The sequence below is a fragment of the Zobellia galactanivorans genome (genome assembly GCF_000973105.1).
Classification (GTDB): domain Bacteria; phylum Bacteroidota; class Bacteroidia; order Flavobacteriales; family Flavobacteriaceae; genus Zobellia; species Zobellia galactanivorans.
This window is the reverse complement of the sequence record NC_015844.1, coordinates 874,789-894,815: the sequence shown is the minus strand read 5'-3', so window position 1 is coordinate 894,815 and position 20,027 is coordinate 874,789. Positions and strand designations below refer to the sequence as shown.

Annotated in this window: 18 protein-coding genes; 13 read left to right on the top strand and 5 right to left on the bottom strand. The window is 45.0% G+C overall.

Translation table 11 applies throughout. The annotated features are described in order from the left end of the window. Positions 1-33 precede the first annotated feature (33 nt). The 3 genes from ZOBGAL_RS03450 to ZOBGAL_RS22560 all read right to left on the bottom strand — a co-directional run bounded on the left by ZOBGAL_RS03450 (position 34) and on the right by ZOBGAL_RS22560 (position 5,850). Complete coding sequence (locus ZOBGAL_RS03450) at positions 34-768, bottom strand: M15 family metallopeptidase (protein ID WP_013992113.1); 735 nt, start codon at positions 766-768, stop codon at positions 34-36. Between the two features lie 363 nt (positions 769-1,131). Beyond that, positions 1,132-2,283 (bottom strand): gliding motility-associated C-terminal domain-containing protein, encoded by a 1,152-nt coding sequence (locus ZOBGAL_RS03445; RefSeq protein WP_013992112.1) that lies wholly within the window; start codon positions 2,281-2,283, stop codon positions 1,132-1,134. A 24-nt stretch (positions 2,284-2,307) separates the two neighbouring features. Continuing rightward, positions 2,308-5,850: a vacuolar protein sorting family 37 protein gene (locus tag ZOBGAL_RS22560; RefSeq protein ID WP_013992111.1), complete on the bottom strand. Its 3,543-nt coding sequence runs from the start codon at positions 5,848-5,850 to the stop codon at positions 2,308-2,310. Positions 5,851-6,211: 361 nt separating this feature from the next. Between ZOBGAL_RS22560 and ZOBGAL_RS03435 the strand changes: the two genes are divergently transcribed. From ZOBGAL_RS03435 to ZOBGAL_RS03400, 8 genes are all read left to right on the top strand, one after another. Beyond that, on the top strand, positions 6,212-6,961 hold the full coding sequence (locus tag ZOBGAL_RS03435) for a hypothetical protein (protein WP_013992110.1): 750 nt from the start codon (positions 6,212-6,214) through the stop codon (positions 6,959-6,961). After that, positions 6,948-7,730, top strand: a complete 783-nt coding sequence (locus ZOBGAL_RS03430) for a carboxypeptidase-like regulatory domain-containing protein (RefSeq protein WP_013992109.1) — start codon at positions 6,948-6,950, stop codon at positions 7,728-7,730. Before ZOBGAL_RS03435 ends, ZOBGAL_RS03430 begins: the two co-directional genes overlap by 14 nt. 58 nt (positions 7,731-7,788) lie before the next feature. Continuing rightward, positions 7,789-8,619 (top strand): carboxypeptidase-like regulatory domain-containing protein, encoded by an 831-nt coding sequence (locus ZOBGAL_RS03425; RefSeq protein WP_013992108.1) that lies wholly within the window; start codon positions 7,789-7,791, stop codon positions 8,617-8,619. Between the two features lie 52 nt (positions 8,620-8,671). Beyond that, entirely contained in the window at positions 8,672-9,502 is an 831-nt protein-coding gene (locus ZOBGAL_RS03420; protein ID WP_013992107.1) for a peptidase associated/transthyretin-like domain-containing protein, read from the top strand. A gap of 50 nt (positions 9,503-9,552) precedes the next feature. Next, positions 9,553-10,059 (top strand): DUF6702 family protein, encoded by a 507-nt coding sequence (locus ZOBGAL_RS03415; protein WP_013992106.1) that lies wholly within the window; start codon positions 9,553-9,555, stop codon positions 10,057-10,059. A 60-nt stretch (positions 10,060-10,119) separates the two neighbouring features. Continuing rightward, the gene (locus tag ZOBGAL_RS03410; RefSeq protein ID WP_013992105.1) at positions 10,120-12,432 is read left to right on the top strand and encodes a M1 family metallopeptidase; all 2,313 of its coding nucleotides are present in this window, start codon (positions 10,120-10,122) and stop codon (positions 12,430-12,432) included. Between the two features lie 82 nt (positions 12,433-12,514). Next, entirely contained in the window at positions 12,515-12,853 is a 339-nt protein-coding gene (locus tag ZOBGAL_RS03405; protein WP_013992104.1) for a twin-arginine translocase TatA/TatE family subunit, read from the top strand. 2 nt (positions 12,854-12,855) lie between these two features. Then, complete coding sequence (locus ZOBGAL_RS03400) at positions 12,856-13,428, top strand: phosphatase PAP2 family protein (RefSeq protein WP_013992103.1); 573 nt, start codon at positions 12,856-12,858, stop codon at positions 13,426-13,428. On the opposite strand, the gene ZOBGAL_RS03395 is transcribed toward ZOBGAL_RS03400, so the two are convergent. Then, positions 13,394-14,035, bottom strand: coding sequence for an O-methyltransferase (locus ZOBGAL_RS03395; RefSeq protein WP_013992102.1), 642 nt, complete (start codon positions 14,033-14,035; stop codon positions 13,394-13,396). The genes ZOBGAL_RS03400 and ZOBGAL_RS03395 overlap by 35 nt on opposite strands. Before the next feature lie 68 nt (positions 14,036-14,103). On the opposite strand from ZOBGAL_RS03395, the gene ZOBGAL_RS03390 reads away from it, so the two are divergent. From ZOBGAL_RS03390 to ZOBGAL_RS03375, 4 genes are all read left to right on the top strand, one after another. Next, positions 14,104-14,571, top strand: a complete 468-nt coding sequence (locus ZOBGAL_RS03390; RefSeq protein WP_013992101.1) for a GNAT family N-acetyltransferase — start codon at positions 14,104-14,106, stop codon at positions 14,569-14,571. A 49-nt stretch (positions 14,572-14,620) separates the two neighbouring features. Further along, entirely contained in the window at positions 14,621-15,892 is a 1,272-nt protein-coding gene (gene kynU, locus ZOBGAL_RS03385; RefSeq protein WP_013992100.1) for a kynureninase, read from the top strand. 203 nt (positions 15,893-16,095) lie between these two features. Next, the gene (locus ZOBGAL_RS03380) at positions 16,096-17,145 is read left to right on the top strand and encodes a M12 family metallopeptidase (RefSeq protein ID WP_158499712.1); all 1,050 of its coding nucleotides are present in this window, start codon (positions 16,096-16,098) and stop codon (positions 17,143-17,145) included. Between the two features lie 138 nt (positions 17,146-17,283). Beyond that, entirely contained in the window at positions 17,284-18,429 is a 1,146-nt protein-coding gene (locus ZOBGAL_RS03375; RefSeq protein WP_013992098.1) for an MFS transporter, read from the top strand. Between the two features lie 12 nt (positions 18,430-18,441). Here the strand turns inward: ZOBGAL_RS03375 and ZOBGAL_RS03370 are convergent, their stop codons facing one another. Continuing rightward, positions 18,442-19,122, bottom strand: coding sequence for a hypothetical protein (locus tag ZOBGAL_RS03370; RefSeq protein ID WP_046287727.1), 681 nt, complete (start codon positions 19,120-19,122; stop codon positions 18,442-18,444). Between the two features lie 209 nt (positions 19,123-19,331). Between ZOBGAL_RS03370 and ZOBGAL_RS03365 the strand changes: the two genes are divergently transcribed. Next, a complete protein-coding gene (locus tag ZOBGAL_RS03365; protein WP_046287315.1) occupies positions 19,332-19,880 on the top strand; it encodes a ClpP family protease in 549 nt (182 codons plus the stop codon). The last annotated feature ends 147 nt before the right edge of the window (positions 19,881-20,027 follow it).

The window sequence follows — 20,027 nt, the reverse complement described above, 5'->3', positions numbered from 1 at the left end:
TAGTGTTCTTTTGTACCTCAATATACAAAAGACCTAAAGAAGTTCGGTATTGATATCCAGGATATTATCTTGTATGTAGTTGGTCAAGAAGCCTTCGGTAAAATGTTCGGTACCGTAGAAATCTTCGTTTTTTAGCAATTGCATGATGTTCTTTCTTCTGAACTCGGTCAACATAGGAACCGATAATGGGGCATAGCTATAGTGCCATGGCTCGTATTTAAAGCCTCTACGGCCGGGGGTGTCGGTATAGACCAAGTGAAAATCGAAGTCCTTGGCATTTTCATCCATCCATTTCTTGAAATCGGCATAGGGTTCGCCTTCCCCGAATTTCGAAGGTACCAGCATATCGCCCTCTACCTTGCGATTACCGTCAACAATGTCGATGTCGGTACCCCAATGGTGTCGGCTTGTGCCGGGTATGGTGGAGTATTCTATGATCTTGTCAATGGCCTTTAGCGGGGCCATGTTGCCGTCGTCGGTGTATTTTAGGAATTTGCGTTCCCAGATAGAACGTTGACGTTCAAAACTGCGGTAGCTGGAGACAACTTTTAAATCTATGCCATCGCCGTAAGCGGCTTTTTTCATTTCAACAAAGGCGTCATGTGCCTCTTTTCTTAAATTGATGCCCTTACCGTAGAGTTTGATATCGGTCTTGCCCATCAGTTCTAAAATGCTGTACTCAAAATCTTTTGAGAATGCCAAATTGGGCAGTGCGGCCAATGCCAGGCCTGCAACCCCACTCTTTTTTATGAATGCTCGTCGTTCCATACTACCATTTTGTTTTAATCGTGTTCGCAATCTAGACAAAGATACCCAAATTTGATGCCAAGAATAGATCGCGACCGAATTCATAACGTTTGAACTAGCAATTATCGTGTAAAATGACGGTGGTAAATAAGAAAAAAACCTAAGGCTTCCCGCTATCGGAATGATTCCTATGGCTTTAAGGCCGATTTGTGCCGCTCGTTGGGGCATGGAAACAGTAGTAGGGCAAAAGTGAAATAGGGGAGGTAGGTTCAACATCCTACAAAAAAAGAAAAGGCACGTTCCAGGGGTATCACTATGTCCGGGCTTTATGTGGTGCGGCAAAATAGGGTGCATAAAAAAGGGGCCTTTAAGCCCCTTTTTTTATCAGTCGTTCGCCAAATACAAAAATCCTTGAAATTCAAGATCTAGATCGTCTAGGGTAACGATGTAAAAGTATACGCCCGAGGGAAGTCCCTTATCGCGCGATACCACAAAGTTGTTCTGTGTAGAGTGTCCGTTGAATTCATTGGTGTAATTTCTTTTTTCAAAAACCTTGAGTCCTTCCCGGTTAAAGATCTGCATAAAGTTGTTGGGCGATAACGCCAATTCGGGAATCTCGAGAAAATCGTTGATTCCGTCACCATTGGGGGAGACGAAGTAATTTTCGAGGTCGAGATAGTCACGGGGCTCGCCTGCGGCCGCAAAGGTAAGTACCGCGTAGTCATCGGGGACAATCGTGCCCGTAGCGGCAATACCTTGGCTAAGGGATCCTGAAGAGACGGGCCCTCCGAGGCTTACCCATCGGTTTTCCGACTTGCTATAGCCGACAATGACCACTTCGTTAACGTCATTGGTCAAAAGGCTGATGTTGCTCCTTTCGTTCCAAAGCAGTTGTACGGTAGAAGGCACCGAGCCTTCTAAATGCCAGAATTCCACGGTGCTGATCCGGCCGATCTCGGCAGCCTTGTTATCGGTATTGAACGAACCCGGTATAATGCTCGGGCTGTTCGGGTCTTCTAAATAATAGGCGCATCGGGCCAGGGTATTCGGACTTTCGGAAATTAAGCGCAAGGGGCGAAACTGTTGGGTGTCGCCTACGGGGAACATAAAATCGGACTGACCACTTACGCTGGCATAGCCATCTACCTTACTGATATCGCTTTGGCCGTTAGGAAAGGCATTGTTCAAAAAGTTAAGGGAATTGAAGGTCTGTGCCCGATCGGTGATGACATCCCCGCTTACGAAGTTGGCATTGTTCAATACGTTCAAGCCGGTCTGTAATATGGCACCCGAACCGGTTACGAACTCAACATCGTAAAGGGTGGCGGGCAGGCTGCCGCTAATGGTGCGGAGGTTATCGCCATAAAAACCGACCAGGCCGAGGTTTTCGTCAAAACTACCGTCGTTGATCAGGTCGGTATGAAAGCCTATTCGCCCTCCGTCGTGAACACGCAGGTTGCCGGCATTGTACAGGGCCGATTGGGCCTGTACGCCCGATGCCAAAATGAGTGCCGCTATGTATAGGTATTTCTTCATGTGCTGCTGATGGTACTCCGTTGATTACTTCTTTAAAAGGGCCTTGATCTCTTCCAGGTCGTTTTTAATGGATTTCAATTCTTGGGCCATGGCCTCTTTTTCGGCCTTTAGCTTGTGGATCTCTTTTTCTTGCTCGATGGTATGAAGAAAAAGTTCCTCTATTTTTTCGAGGTTCTGCAAGTTCGATTCGCTCAAGTTCCAATGCCCTTCTTCTTGGGCTTTTACGGCCGAGGTAACACCGGGCAGGTGATGGTTCTTTTTTATAAACGCTTCTATTTCCTTTAAATTATTGAAGTGGTAGTCTTCTTTTAAGTCTGAACTTCCTAAAAAGTATTTTTGGAAAACGTAGTCGGGGACAACAGTGTTGCCGTTCAATAGTATGTCGCCACCCGAGCTTATGTCAGCAGTTGTGCTTACAGTACCATCTACTTGAACATTTCCGGCTACATGAAGCTTTTCGACAGGAGTAGCTGTTCCGATACCTACGTTTTGACTGGCATCGACTCGTAAGGCTTCTGTACCTGCTGTAGACAAACCTAAGTTGTCTTCTGAAGCCCTAAACATGCCCGTGTTGCTATCGCCGTTTGTAAAAAAACCATAACCTGGGTTGTTGTCAGTACCACCAGTAGCTTCGAAACCACCTCTGGACCTTATTGCGCCATTAACATCCAATTGCACTTGCGGAGCTCCGGGTAAGTCGCCGATACCGACATTGCCGCCGTCAGTGTCGAAAAGGAAATCGTTGCCATCCATTTCGATTGTTCTGTCTTCGGTCAAGGTGATATCAGTGGCACTTAGATTGTCGGGTGTGGCCCAAACGGTTTCTCCTGAAGCGTTGGTCGTCAATACCTGCTCATTGCTACCAGCACCATTTCGGGCGATAAGGTTACCGTTACTGATTTCTACGTTTCCGTTGATATGTAGTTTTTCACTAGGGGAGTTAGTTCCGATGCCTAGGCGTTTGTCGGCTGTACTCCAATATAATTCTGAATTTTCATCCGTGGCAGAACCATCCGTGTCGGCAAAAAATATAGAGCCTGTAGTGCCTTTAACGGTTAGGTCGTTCAATTTGTTGATCGCCGCTTCTACATCTTCCTCTGGTGTTGTATCCCCATCAATATCTATAGGGGTAGCCAATTTTACTTTTGTAGCGGTATTGTTGCTCCATGTGGCATCTGTACCGTCGTAAACCAATAATTGGTCGGCTGCGCCGCCTGTAGGCAGGGCTACATCTGAAACATCTTTCCATGTTACGGCACCAGTGCCGGTTGAGGTTAATACTTGACCATCATCACCCCGATCTCCCGCTATTTCTATACCGTTGTATAGAACAATGTCCTTGTTATTTTTAATGGTAAAGGCCTTGTCGGCAAGGGTGGGGTTTACTTCGGTACCCGGACCGAAGGTATCGTTTTGAAGAAAATGAAAGTCTCCTCGAGCCCATGATTCTTGTCTTTCATAGACCAAAGCCCCCTTTCCAAATGTGCCAACAGTTTCAGTAGAAAACAATATACCCGTTGTTTTTCCGGGAGTATTGGCATTTTGGTTTTGTAATTGCAAGGCATAAGCAACACCGGCGAAATTATCAGCAATGTGTACTTTTGCCTCGGTAGATTGTGGGCCTCCATCTAAACCTATGTATAGAGCACCATAGCCTGATCCGCTAACTTTTCTCCCTTCCGGGTCGTAATAAAACCCTCCATCATCTCTGGTGTTATCATTGTCATCAGCAGTGGTCGGGGTGCCATCGTCATCGGCATAAAATATAGCCTTTGCCGTACCATTGTGCCCACCCGAGTTATCGGCAATAGTCCAACCGCCCGCACCTGAATTGGCAGAAGTGTCCCATTGTATGATTTCCCCATTAGAGGTCGCCCCCATATCGCTTAGGTCGTCGAGGGTAATGGTGCCGTCCTTGATCTTGGCCGAGGTCACCGAGTCGTTTTGTATGGTAAGCACCCCGGTATTGTCGATGGTGGCGTCGCCGCTCAGTGCTACCGCTTGTTTTACGCCTGCAGCATCGCCCACGAATATTTGGGCATCGGGCAGGGCATTGTTATCGTCCACGTATTTTTTGGTGGCGGCGTCTTGGGCTGCCGTTGGGTCGCCCAGATTTGTGATTTGCAGGTTTCCGGCGCTATTGCCCCCGGCCGTAGCCAATACTTCGGCGAGGGTAGGCGTGGTGGTTCCGGTAGGGATATCGGCCCATTCCACTTGGTTGCTTGTGCTGTTGGTGATCAACATTTTATCGGAGGTGATTGGGGCCGTGGCGGGTATAATATCGATATCAATTTCATTGTTGGCGGCATCGTCCGTTACCGAAATAATTCCGGCATCACCTGCATTTATGCTCTTAAAAGGTAGGTCTGTACCGCTTTTGGTCAAGGTTATTCCTACCCCGCCGATACCTGCGTTAGAGGCCGTATTCGCTTCACCTCCTGCACTAAGGCCATCAACCTCGGTCTGGATTTCTACAATGGCATCCTGAACGTTCGTACTGGTGGTGTTGCCTGTGGCGGTGAAGGGTACTTCGGCAGCCGTTTGGTCGTCGTCTCCACCTCCGGCCAAGGGACTTAAATCGACCGTGGTAAGGTTGCCCGGTTCCGTAATCACCAATTCATTGGCGGCATTCAGAACGGCACTTGTGATAAGTTCATTGGTAATGCTTCCGTCAACTTCGTTGGCTACGTTGATCCTGTATTCGTCCCCTACCACCCCAGTACCGCTAACGGTGGTGTTGGTCCCGTCTATGATCTTGGTGTCCGAACCGCTGGAGGTCGGTAGGGTGACCGAGCCTCCTCCCCGTGATAAGGAGAGTTCGTTGGTGGTTGTGTTTAGATTTAGTATTTGTATTTCGTTCGTAGCGTTCGTATCGCCATCAGCCGCAATGGCCGTTGTGTTGGCGGCAATATTGTTTTCCAAGGTAGAGGCGTCGAAAAAGGCCGCCCCATTGGCATCGGGCGTAATGCTGTTGCCTGCATTGGCGCTGACGATATCGGCACTTGTGATAAAACCTTGGTCGTTGGTAAAATCGCTGAGGTTGATGTTGTCGTTATCGAGGGCAAAGGCCCCTACGGAGTTTTCCGCTAGTTTGTTCTGAGTAACCGAATTGTCCTGAAGCTTGCCCTGGCCGATCGAACCGTCTTGAATATCTATTCCATTAATGCCCCCATCACGGATCTGTTCGCTGTTGATGCTGTTCGGAGCGATCTCTATCGTGTTCCCGTTTGGCGTAGGCGTAATGGCTATAGTACTTTCGGCGTTCAGTTCCGGGTCGGTAATTAGGCCGCCCGCGGCTTCGCACATGCTGATCCAGGCGGTGCCGTCGTAATAATAAATACAATCGGCCGTGGTGTTGTAGACCATGGCTCCGCGATTGGGTACAATGCTGGCCATTTGCGACTCGTCTACCCGAGTTATGACCAGAACCTTGTTCGAACTTTCTAGCTCTAAAATAGAGGATGGGTCTATGGTTTGCGGGTTATCGCCAATTTTTACCTGGGCTTGGGCAAAACCTATGATAAAGAAACCAATTAAGAATAAGGGTATTGAAATGCGCTTTTGCATACAATTACGATTTAAGGTGTTAAGCATATTAGGGTCAACAAAAATAAACTTATCTAATAATTTATCTAATTTAACAAGACAAACTACTTGTTCGTCAGGCTAAAAGGATTACAATGGGTAGTAAAAGGTCATCGATAACATGGTTTTGGCTGCGATTACGAATTAACAAAAGTTTAGAGGGCATGGTTTTTTTAAGACCGAAACATGTATTTTCTTTATAAACTCGTTTAAAAAGGAATCGACACGGAACTTGTTCTTAACTATTGTACGAAAGTACTATGAATAAAGTTGCCCCGAATCTATTTTTAAACCGACCAATACTTTGACCCAATTATAGAACGCTTACAATTAAAACAACCAAATGAAAAATATCCCTACCCTGGTTTTCATACTTTTTACCTTTTTAAACATATCGGCCCAAGACGATGATCGATCCTTGTTGCGAGGTACGGTGCTTTACCGAAGTATTAGTGTCCCTAATGAGAATGTTATCAATATTACGGCCGAGAATGCCGTCATTTCAGATGAAAAAGGGCAGTTTGCCATTATGGCCAAGGCTGGGGACGAGTTGGCCTTTACCGCTATCAACTATCAGATGGAAGTGATTAAGGTCACCGAAGAGATCATAAAGAAAGGACGCCTTGTAGTGGAAGTGACCGAAAAGGTGACCGAACTCGACGAAGTGGTGGTAAGTCCCGAAAACCAAGAAAAATTCATACAGCTGCAGAACGAAGAGTTTAAAAAAGTGGAGTACGATATCGACCGCTCTACCGAAGTTGAAAATATAGCCTTGAGCCAGGCGGATAGGGGAATGAAAAATGGCCTCAATTTTGTCAACATCTTTAAGGCATTGGCCAAATCGGGGAAAGGCGACAACGCCGAGAGTCGGCCCCGTATGAAGATGAGCGAAGTGCTAAGACAGGTGTATGACGACGAGTTTTTTGTGGCCGACCTTAAATTACCACAGGCGGCTATTGACGATTTTTTACAATATATAGATACTCACGAACCCGAATATGCCCTGCTCTTGAAAAAGAACGAATTTGAATTGATCGATTTTCTGGTCAATAAGAGTAAGGCCTATCGAGAACAAATAAATGAAGAGAAATAGTTTTCTTTTTGCTATTTTTTTTACGGTCTTGGCACGCCTTGCTGCCCAAGACCTTATTTCCGTTGAACTTGAGGGTCGCGTTTACAGTAAAGACGGCGACGTGGCCGCTACCCATGTTCTCAATACCACCACGAAAAAGGCCACCATTACCGATATTGACGGTTTTTTTGATATAGCCGTTAAATTGAACGATACCTTGGTGTTTTCCGCCGTACAGTACAAGCGTAAGGAAATTGTGGTTTCCATGAGCATTTTGGAAAGCAAGTTCCTGATGATTCCCCTAGAAGAGGCCCTGACCGAATTGGATGAGGTAATCGTAACGCCCTACAGCCTGTCGGGACATATGGCGAGCGACCTTCAGACCTTGGAAATCGAACCCGTGGTAACGGCTTCTACCTTGGGCCTGCCCAATGCCTTTGTGGTGCCGATGGATAAGGCCGAACGCGAGCTTCGGGCGGCCACGGCAAATCCCTATATGAGTTTAGATCCCTTGATCAATACCATTACCGGGCGCAAGAAGATGTTGAAGGCCCGCGTTAAACGCAATGAGAAATACGAACGGACCCAGCGTGTACGCGAGTTTTATGTAGATTCGCTCTATACCGTAGAACTAAAGATTGCCCAAGATAAAATCGATGATTTTCTGTATTTCTGTGAGGTCGATTCGGCCTTCCAACAAATTGTGGATACCCATGACCGATTGCGAATATGGGACTTTATGAAGCGGAAAAGTGTAATATACCGCAGGAACCATAGGGAAGAAGAGTAAAATGGCTTGGCTGGTAAAAAGTCATGCTTCAATAGTGTGGGGCTAAAACCTTTCGGATATGAAACCTTTAAAAGGACTTCTTTTTACAAGTGTAATGCTAGTGGTTTCTACCGTGGGAAAGGCCCAGAGTTCCGAAACTTTAGAGGGGCGTGTGTACAGCGATAACAACGATGTGTCGGGAACCCATGTGTTGAATACGACGACCAATAGGGCTACGATAACCGATGCCAACGGCTTTTTTGATATTGTGGTAAGGCTTAATGATACCTTGGTGTTTTCCGCCGTACAGTACAAACGCAAGGAAATCGTGGTTTCTGAAAGTGTTCTTGAAAGCAAGTTGTTATTGGTTCCCCTGGAAGAGGCCCTGAACGAATTGGAAGAGGTAGTCGTAACGCCATACAGTTTATCGGGCCATATGGCGAGCGACCTGAAAAACCTGGAAATTGATCCGGTGGTGACGGCTTCTACCTTGGGGCTGCCCAACGCCAATGCCAAAAGATGGACCCAAAGTGAGCGTTTGCTCCGGGAGGCTTCGGCCATGTCGGTGACCGGAACCACATCGGGCCTGGGTGCGGGCGGGGCGGTTTCCTTGAATCCTATTATAAACGGAATTACCGGCCGTACCAAAATGCTCAAGAAACGTGTAAAACGCGATCGAGCCTATTCGAGAACCGAAAGGGTAAGGGCGTTTTATGTAGATTCGCTCTATAGCACCGAATTAAAGATCCCCCAAGATAAAATAGATGATTTTCTGTACTTCTGTGAGGTCGATGCCGATTTTCAGCAAGTAGTGGATGGTCACGACCGATTGAAAATTTGGGCTTTTATGAAGCGGAAAAGTGTGGTCTATCGTAAAAATTATGAAGCGTACGAAGAAGGGGAAGATTGACACTAGGGTTGAGGTGGTTTTTTCTTTTGGGGAATAGATTAAAAAAGAACATATGAAGCCATGGCTGAAATTAGCTTTTATGTGTGCCATAAGCTTGGTGGCTCATGCTTCATATGCCCAAGAACCGATTTCCTTGGAAGGCCGTGTGTACAGCGAGAACATGGATGTTTCCGCCACCCACGTATTGAACACCACAAGCAAAAAGGCGACTATAACAACGGTCGATGGTTTTTTTGATATCGTAGTTCACCTGAATGATACCCTGGTCTTCTCGGCCGTGCAATTTAAAAGGAAGGAAGTAGTGGTTACCCAATCGGTTATGGAAAGTAAATTGCTCATAGTGCCCCTGCAGGAAGTCTTGACCCAGTTGGAAGAGGTAGTGGTAACCCCGTATAACTTGACCGGCGACATGGGGAGGGACCTAGATCGGGTGCCGGTCACTTCGGTAATTACATCGCACTCCTTGGGACTGCTGAACAAAAAGGTAAGGCTTAAGCCTAAGGGCGTGGGGGAAACCCTGCGATTGAACAAATACCTCAACCTGGTTACGGGATATGATACCCTTACCTTAACGCCCGATATTCGTCTCGATTTAAAGATCGTTAGGCTGGCCGACGATATATCGGGGCGGACCAAGGATTTGGAAAAGTATAAAACCCTTGAGAACGAGCTTAACCAAATTGAGGCGATACGATTGTTCTTTACCGACTTCGTTTTTGTAAGCACCTTAAAAATTCCCGAAGCCCATATAAACGATTTTTTGAACTACTGTATGGTCGATAAAGGGTTTAAGGAAGGTGCGAAGGCCGACGACATGGCTTCTGTATATGGGCTGATGGAAGCAAAGGCCCCAGGGTATAGAAAAAATAACGGCTTGGAATAATGCGGTTTTTGGCATAACATTTGCCTATTTTTGCGATAGAAAATGAGATTATGAAGTCTTTGAAAAAGTTGCTCGTATTATTACTGCTTCCTTTAATGGCCTTTACGGCTGCCCACAAGTTTTACGTAAGCGTAACCAACGTAAACTATTCCGAAAAGGATAAGGCCTTACAGATTACCTCCCGTATTTTTATCGATGACCTAGACAAATTGCTGCTTGAACGCTACGATTTAAAGGCGCAATTGGCAACCGGGGAAGAATCGCCATTGGCCGACGCCTATCTAGAAAAATACCTAAGGGCCAAATTTGTAATAGAGGTCAACGGCAACAATGTCGATTATACCTATATCGGTAAGAAGTACGACGCCGATGTGGTGATTTTCTATATCGAGGTTCCTAACGTCGATAAGGCTACCTTGAAATCGGTGCAAATAGAGAACGAAATCTTGACCGACCTCTTTGACGAGCAACAAAATGTAGTTCATTTTAAGATAGGTGACCAGAAAAAAAGCTTTGTTTTGGTCAAATCTCGTACTAAAGGAATGTTAAACTTGTAACATATAGGGAACTATTCCTTAAAATATTTTATTTTTCACGGATTAAAACCACACAGACATATGAACAAATTGAAGTATTGTCTTGCATCGTTATTTTTTGTGTTCGCCAGCGTTCTGATGGCACAAGAGGGCGTTAATGCAGACAAGGAACCAGGGCATTACAATCAGAGTAAATTCAAACAGTTGTACGAAGAGTTCGCTACTCCGAACAATTATCGTTCCGCCTCGGGAGCACCCGGACCCGATTATTACCAACAACAGGCCGATTACAAAATGGATATCGAGCTTGATGATAAAAATGCGAAAATTTTTGGTGCGGAAACCATTACCTATACCAACAATTCGCCCGATGACCTTGAATACCTTTGGCTTCAGTTGGATCAAAACGTAAGGGCCAAGACTTCAAAATCGCCTTTGCGTGACGGGGGAGGCGTACCCATGGCCGAACAAGTGGGGTCATTCGCACAAAAATACATGACCGAGCCTTTTGACGGGGGCTTCAATATAGAGTACGTGAAAGATGCCAGCGGAAAACCGTTGAAGTATACCATCAATCAGACCATGATGCGTATCGATATTCCAAAACCTTTAAAAAGTAAAGAGAAGATTTCCTTTTCCATCAAGTGGGACTACAATATTCCAGACCACACCGTAAACAGGGCACGTTCGGGTTATGAATATTTCCCTAAAGATGGTAACAGGGCCTATGTTATTGCGCAGTTCTTTCCAAGAATGGCCGTATATAGCGATGTAGAAGGTTGGCAGAACCACCAGTTCTGGGGTAGTGGCGAGTTTGCCCTTACCTTTGGTGACTACGACGTAAACATTACCGTACCTGCCGATCACGTTCTTGATGCTACGGGAACCTTGCAGAACCGAAAAGATGTATTTACAAAGGAGATGATGGCGCGCTACGAAAAGGCGAAGAAGTCGTATGACAAGCCGGTAGTGATCGTTACCCAAGAGGAAGCCGAAAAGGCGGAAAAAGGGTTTTCCAAAAAGAAAAAAACATGGAAGTTCAAGGCAGAGAACGTAAGGGATTACGCCTTCGCTACATCAAGAAAATTCATTTGGGACATGCAGGCCGTTAAAGTGGGCAGCAAAGACGTTATGGCCGTTTCGCTTTATCCAAAAGAAGGAAACCCGCTATGGGAGGAATATTCTACCAAAGCCGTGGCACATACGCTTAAATCGTATTCATCGCATACCTTCGATTATCCTTACCCTAAAGCCATTTCGGTACATGCCAAGCAACAGGGAATGGAGTATCCGATGATTTGTTGGAACTACGGTCGCCCTAACGAAGACGGTACGTATTCAGACCGTGTAAAATTCGGTATGATCAGTGTGATCATTCACGAGGTAGGCCACAACTTTTTCCCGATGATCGTAAATTCAGACGAGCGTCAGTGGGGATGGATGGATGAAGGTCTTGATACCTTTATGCAATATATGGCGGAGCAAGAATTCGGGGAAAAATATCCTGAAGCCATTGCCCCTAATAGCAAATACCCATCGAGAAGGGGAGAGCCTTCCAAAATCGTACCCTATATGGCAGGGGATCAAAGCAGCATTGCACCGATCATGTCGAACCCTGAAAACGTATACCAGTTAGGCCCGAATGCCTATGGTAAACCGGCAACGGCCTTGAATATTCTTCGTGAGACCGTAATGGGCCGCGAACTTTTCGACCATGCCTTTAAAACATATGCACAACGCTGGATGTTTAAGCACCCGACACCTGAAGATTTCTTTAGGACTATGGAAGATGCCTCTGCGGTCGATTTAGACTGGTATTGGAGAGGATGGTTCTATACTACCGATTTTGTGGATATAGGTGTCAAAGGCATCAAAAAATACTACGTTACCGACAAGCCTAGCAAGAAAATGCAAGAGTATATGGCGGTGCGCGGCATCACCGAGGCCGACTTACCTCCTTTGGTGTATTTGGCGGAAGAAGGTAGTGACGACCTCGATCCGAACCTAAAAGGCAAGACGCCTTCCGAAAGTTCGCAGTCTTTGAAAGAATTTATGATGGACAATATGACGGCCGAAGAACGTGCCGCCGTAAAAGAGCCTAAGTATATCTATCAGGTCACTTACGATAAGCCAGGGGGTATACCCATGCCGTTGATCGTTGAATATACCTATGCCGACGGTTCTACCAAAAATGTTACCTACCCACCTGAAATTTGGCGTAAGAACGATAAAGAGGTAAGTGTAGTGATATCATCACAGAGCGAACTTACCGGAATCGTTGTCGACCCAAAGGCGGAAACGGCCGATATAGACACGTCTAACAATGCATGGCCCAAGAAAGAGGAAAAGTCCGATTTCGAGAAGATGAAGGAAAATGCTGTCAAGGGCAAATAAATTTTGTTAATATCACAAAAAGACCTGTCAGGTTTTCTATACCTGACAGGTCTTTCTATGTAAACTTCATTATATTTGTGGTATGTATTCACTGCACTTCTTATTTATTAGCGGGGGCGAAATCTTCTTTATCATGTTTATCGTGGTGATGGTTTTCGGCGCCGATAAGATACCCGGCATAGCCAAGGGGCTGGGCAAGGGTATGCGCCAATTGAAAGACGCCACGGAAGATATCAAGCAAGAAATTCAGAAGAGCGCCGAAAAACAAGGCGTTGATACGAGTTTTATAACCGATATCAAAAAAGACATCGATGATGTCAAGAACAATATTACCTCAGGGATCGGTACCGACATCAAAAAAGAAATGGACGGGGTCAAAAAGACCGTCGATGATGTTACGGGAACCATCAAAAGAAGCTAGTTTTGCTCGAAAAGATCTTAGAATGGGATAGGGAAACCTTTATCTACCTGAACAATCTGGGCATTGAAGACTACGACCAATTTTGGATTATCGTTACGCACTTCTCCACTTGGATTCCCCTTTTTGCCCTATTCTTTATTCTTATTTTTATAAAATATCCCAAGAGAGAGGCCATTTTTGTGGTGCTTACCATAATCTTGATGCTGTTTTTCGTCGTCACCCTTACCGATTTGACCAAAGAGGTCGTGGCCCGTTTGCGGCCCAATAACGATGAAACGATGAATACACTTATACGGATTCTTAAGCCTTCCTCATCCTATAGTTTTTTTTCCGGCCACTCGTCAAGTTCGTTTTCGGCGACCACTATTGTGGTACTCTTTTTAAGAAGGCGTTTTAAATGGTGCTGGCTATTCTATATATGGCCCCTATTGTTCGTAAGCAGCCGTATTTTTGTAGGGGTACATTTTCCTACCGATATTATTGTTGGTTCTTTGGTCGGTGTTTTGTCGGCCTGGCTTTTTTATATGCTCTACCTCAGGCTTATAGTACCCTACTTAGGGTTAAGCCGTCCCTGATCGGTAGCAATACCGTTTCTACCCGTGGGTCTTCCTTTAGTTTTTTGTTGAACTCCAAAAGAATGGGGGTTACCTTGTCTTTTTTCTCCACGGGTTCCACTACTTTTCCTGACCATAGTACGTTGTCAGATAAAATAACGCTGCCCGGACGGGTCTTCTGTATGGCAAGTTCAAAATAATCGGGGTAGTCCCTTTTTTCGGCATCGATAAAGACGAGGTCAAAAGTAGATTCAAGTTGGGGGATGATGGTTTTGGCATCTCCAATATGCTGTACGATTTGGTCTTTGTAGGCACTGCGTGAAAAATAGCGTTCTTGAATGTCTTGCAGCTCTTCGTTGATGTCTATGGTATGTAGCTGGCCGTCCTTTTGCATGCCTTCCGCCAAACATAGGGCGGAATAGCCCGTATAGGTACCGATTTCAAGGATGTTCTTGGGGTAGATGATCTTTGAAAGCACGCTTAAGACCCTTCCCTGAAAATGCCCGGTGAGCATACGGGGGCGGACTACTTTTAAGTGCGTTTCCCGGGTAAGTTCTTGAAGTAGTTGGGGTTCGTCCTCTGAATGGTTTTGGATATAATCCTCTAAATCCGAAGATAGGAAATGCATGAGCTGTAATTTCTGCAAATATATAGTATTTTAGAACTCCAGAAGTTCAAATTGGAAGAGATCAAGCTATGGATACATTTAAAATTCGAACGGCAATTCTAAGCGATTTGGAAACCTTGTTGGAATTTGAGCAGGGTATTATCGCGGCCGAAAGACCTTATGACCCTACCCTTAGGGCCGGTCGTATCAGTTATTACGATTTGGGGGAATTGATCAATAGTGATGATGCCGAGGTGGTAGTGGTCGAGCACGAAGGAAGTATTGTGGCTTCGGGCTATGCCAAAATCAAAAAGGCCCAGGCGTTTCTAGACCATGGGATGTATTCATATCTAGGCTTTATGTATACCCATATCGATTATAGGGGAAAAGGATTGAACAAAATGGTTATCGATGCCCTAAAAAAATGGTCCGATTCAAGGGGTATTTCCGAGGTACGCCTTTCCGTCTATAGCGATAATACTGGGGCCATCAAGGCCTACGAAAAAGCAGGATTTAAAAAACATATTATCGAGATGCGAATGGTTGGGCCAAAGTAGGGGCCAATATCGTTTGTGAAATTGTATTTTTATAAAAAAAAACGCCGATATGAAGTTCGAGAATACTTTGGGTTTTGCCCAAAAACTAGATGGTCAAGATCCATTGCGAAACTATCGTAATCAATTTTATTTCCCCAAGGTAGACGGAAAAGAGGTCATCTATTTTACAGGAAACTCCCTCGGATTGCAGCCTAAGCGTGCCCAAAAGTTTGTTGATGAGGTAATGACCGATTGGAAAGAACTGGCCGTAGAAGGCCATTTTCATTCCGATAAGCCTTGGTGGGATTACCATGAGCGATTGGCCGCCCCCTTGGCCAAAGTGGTCGGGGCCAAGACCGAAGAGGTGTCGGTGATGAATACCCTTACGGTAAACCTGCACCTTTTGATGGTTACCTTTTACAGACCCACTGCCAAACGTTATAAAATTATTTGTGAGGAAAAGGCTTTTCCTTCGGATCAGTATATGCTGCAAAGTCAGGTACGCAATCACGGACTTGATCCTGACGATGCATTGGTAGAGGTGAAAAAAAGGGAAGGTGAAAATTTTTGGCGGACCGAAGACGTACTTCAAAAAATCAATGAAGTAGGTGATGAATTGGCCCTGGTGCTGATCGGTGGGGTCAATTATTACAATGGGCAGGTGTTCGATATGGAAACCATAACCCAGGCCGGAAAGGCCGTAGGTGCTAACGTTGGTTGGGATTTGGCCCATGGCGCCGGTAATATAGAGCTCAAATTGCACGATTGGGATGCCGATTTTGCGGCATGGTGCAGTTATAAATATATGAACAGTGGCCCGGGCAATGCTTCGGGCGTGTTTATACACGAACGCCACCTGAATAAAAAGGATATACCTCGTTTAGAAGGATGGTGGGGTACCAAAAAGGAAACACGGTTTTTGATGAAACCCGAGTTTGAACCTATGGCCAATGCCGACGCGTGGCAATTGAGCAACCCACCGGTGCTGTCGTTAGCACCTTATCTGGCCTCCTTGGAAATGTTCGAGGAAGTAGGTATGGAGGCCTTGATCGAGAAAAGAGATCGTATAGTGGGCTATTTGGAATTTGTACTTCATGAAATAGACAAGGAAACCGACAAGGCTACCTTTGAAATCATTACACCCAAGGATAGGGGGACCCAGCTTTCCGTTTTTCTTCACGGCCAGGGGAAATCCCTTTTTGATTACTTGATGAAAAACGGGGTTATTACCGATTGGAGGGAACCCAATGTCATCCGTCTTGCTCCTGCACCGTTTTACTGTTCCTACGAAGATATGTACCGCTTCGGTCAAATCTTAAAAAAAGGAATACAAACCGTATAATTTTATTTTTTCTTCACAACCATCGCCTTGCCCCGACCTATCGGGGCTAAGACTGGTTTTTATTGCCCTTTCCGTTTTTTTTAAGAGTGTAGTTCATCGAATTTATAGGGGTCTTGTCGGCTAATTGAGTGGTTGTTTCCGTACATTAAATGTAAGTTTTAACCCCAAATATTAAAATGAACATGAAAACTAAAAATGAAAAAATGAACAATAAAACGTTCCCTACGCGATTTATGCTTTTTATGGCGACCTGTGCATTGGTTTTAGGATCCTGTACTGAAGATGCCGTGGAACCTGAGGCCGAAACTTCCGTCCGTCCCAAAGCGGAAGTTGAGGCTCAACAGGAATCTCAATTCGTTACTAAATATTTCTTGGGTGATGCCGTAAAGGTGGAACTGGAAGAAGATGGTACGTACAGCTTGGCGGGTACGGATATCCGATTGTTCGAAGACCAGCTTTCCGATTCTCCTGATGCTTATGATCCCAACCCTGTCCCCGGGGAAGAGCTTTCAGGTTTAGCCCAGCACGGTAGTATCAGAAAGTGGCCCGATAACACCGTGTATTATGTAATAAACGGATTGAGTTCAAGTGTTCGGTCAGAATTGCAAAAGTCCTTTGACGAATGGACGAGCAAGACCAATGTCCGTTTTAAGGAGCGTACCAACCAATCTAATTACGTAACTATATCATCTTCAGGTTCTAATAGTAATTCAGGTGTTGCTACCTTAGGTATGTACGGTTCCAGTGGTTATATCAAACTGGGTACCCGTGCGACTGCCGTGGTGATTATTCATGAGTTAGGTCACACTTTGGGTTATATTCATGAGCAAAACCGTGCCGATAGGGACGATCATATCATCATCAATATAGAGAATATACAACCTGATGCCGTTGATCAATTCTACAAGAATACTTCGGCTATTTATCTTACCAGTGATTTCGATATCAACTCTACCATGATGTACGGTAGCTATACGTTCAGTAAAAACGGTCAACCTACGATTACCGATTTGAACGGAAATATTTTGCCTCAAAGACAGGCCAGTCTTTCTCCTTTGGATATTGAAGGAACCAATGTGGCCTACCCATCTACCGATGGTGGAGGTAGTCCTGAACCGGGAGCGGATCTGTGCGATACTGCCGAAGAGTTTTCATCGAATAAAGCTTACAGTGTTGGTGACTACGTAACCTATTATGGCAGATTGTACCAAAGGGATTATACCCGTTGGAATTATATCAAGACTTGTAATTAATTCTAACCGGGGTTAAAGCAAAGACAGGTTTACTGTCCGTTATACATATTAAGTGATCAAAGGCCATCTGCATAAGATGGCCTTTTTTTCATTTCCCGAAAAAGCTTTTTGAATTACCTTCGCGGTCAAATATCTTGTATGAAGTCTTTACGCCTAATACTTACCAATTCACGCTATTTTGGGGCTGCCTGGGTCTTTGCTAGTATAAATATCTTATTTGGTACCTGGGCAATTTATATCCCGGCGGTAAAGGAGCAACTTCAAATCGATAAGTCGCAATTGGGCTTGGCCATATTTTTTCTATCGCTAGGGGTGTTTACGGTATTCCCCATGGCATCGTCGATTATCAATAGAATCGGTGTGGGAAGGGCTACGTGGTACGGGGTCGTTATGAGCTGTGTAGCGGCGCTTATGCCCTTGTTGGCTCCCAACTACTATACACTTATGGCCGCATTGTTTCTGTTCGGGGCTTCCAATGGTATTACCGATATCGCCATGAATACCTTGGTAACGGAACTTGAAAAGGAAGATAAGAAGAGTTTTATGAGTGCGTCCCACGGATTTTTTAGCCTAGGCGGTGTTTTGGCAGGATTGGGTAGCTTTTTGATCGGTCCGCTCGATAATCCGCCTTTACACATGGGGCTTGCGGTACTTCTTGTCTTTACGGTCAATTTTGTATTTCATGGAAAGTATAAAAACGTGGTTGCCGTCTCTGAAGGAAAGGAAGCCTTTAGTCTAAAGCTTTTTAAACCGATGTTGTTTTTGGGGCTCATTTCATTCGTTTCCATGGGAAGCGAGGGGGCCATAGTCGATTGGAGCGGACTCTATTTGAAAGAGGTGAGTCTGGCTCCGGAAGTACTCTGGGGCGCCGGATTCTTAGGGTTTCAGATTACCATGACCTTAGGAAGGTTTCTAGGCGATGCCCTCAGTGAAAACATCGGTTCGGTAAAAATGGTAACCTTGGCTACCCTGGTCGTGTTAACGGGTTACCTTATGGTACTGACCGCAGATACCTTTTGGGCCATTTCCGGTTTTGCGCTAAGCGGACTCGGTTTTTCGGTAATGGTGCCCGAACTCTTTCGTATCGGAGGAAAGGTCAAAGGGGTCGATTCTTCCCAAGGGGTTTCGTTTATTGCGGGTACGGGCTACGCCGGCTTTTTAACGGCCCCGCCCATTTTAGGATATATTGCCGATAGTTCTTCCTTAAAGACTTGTTTTCTAGTGTTGTTCGCCTGTGCGCTTTTAGTCCTTGCCGCCACGTTTAAGCTCAACCGTAAGCGGTAAGAAAGGGCTCGGTCAATTTGTTTTTACCTCTAGGCCGGTGAAGTAGAGCTTAAAGCTGCCGTCTTCGTTTTGGTGCATTTTTGCAATTTTTAGTCCGCCAACCTCACTGTAATCTTCCCAAGTGGTGGTCATTGAAGGTTCTGCCTGGTTGCCTTTTCTGAATACCCATTCTTTGATCAAGTAGTCGTCGCCAAAATAAAAGTCATAGGCGTCACCAGGGGTGTAACCGCCTTCTTGTTTGTAAACGACGGTCAATTTCTGCATACTTTCCTTGCTGATCGGGGCTTCGGCTTTAAGACTAAGCTCGTTGGTGCTTCCGTTTTTGTCCCATAAAATATTAATGGGGGCTATCAACCAGTATTTGTCGTTTATGAATCCGCCGTTGGTTTTATAGGCCGTACTGTCCATATCCTTTCGGTTATAGGTCAAGGTGTCGTTTGCCGATATGGCGGTTACTTGGTTGGTTTTGGGTTTCCATATCCAACTGCGCTCAAAGTGGGCGGTATCCCTGTCGACGTTAAAAGTGAATTTTAGCTCTTCGACTTTGTTCCAATTTTTATAGCCGTTGGCATAGGCTATTTTTTCAAGAACGGTCAGCTCTTTTTCGGGTGGGGAGGGCTCTGCCTTTTTGTTTTCTTTACAGCCGATAAAAAGGAAGGTAAATAAGATATATGCGGAAAGGTACTTTGCCATGACTCTGTTTTTGGTCAAAGATAATGGCTTTTGTACTAAGGGGGCGGCCATACATGAAAAATCATAGGAAGCCTCTTTTAAAGAAGGGCAGGGTTAGAAGTGGGGGCCATCGTTAAATAGGGAGGTGGATGGTAATTTCCGCGATAATGTCCATACACTATTTTAGTACGGATAAATTGTTTAATTTTGAGTGGTATAAACAATCACAAATGAGTTCTAAAAAAGGAAAAGTTCAAGAAGCGATAGACGAGAAATTACTAGAAGAACGCAAAGTCTTCTTGTGGGGCATGGTAGATGATGATTCTGCCAAGCATGTCATAGACCGTTTATTGTATTTAGATATGCAGAATAATAAGGAGATACAATTGTTCATCAATAGTCCGGGCGGGTATGTTACCTCTGGCTTTGCCATGTACGATACCATAAAGTCGTTAAAGAGTCCCGTTTCAACTATTTGTACCGGTCTTGCGGCCTCTATGGGGTCTATTTTACTTTCTGTAGGAAAGAAAGGCCGTAGGTTTATTCAGCCTCACGCACAGGTAATGATACATCAGCCTAGTGGTGGAGCAAGAGGTCAGGCTTCCAATATAGAGATCCAGGCCAAGGAAATTATCAAAACTAAAGAACTAAGCGCCCGTATTCTTGCCGACAATTGCGGCCAAGACTATGAAAAGGTGTTGAAAGATTTTGATAGGGATTACTGGATGAACGCTGAAGAATCGGTAGCATACGGTATCGTAGACGGCATTTTAGAATAATCCTTCTTGAGTATCGAAAAGAAAAAAGTCCTTCGTAATTAAAAATTATGAAGGACTTTTTTTTGGATATATATAGACGCTTGCGCGGAATTTTCATAAGTATTTACGAAAGAAAGGCAAATCAAGGATTTTTTATTTACGTTAAAA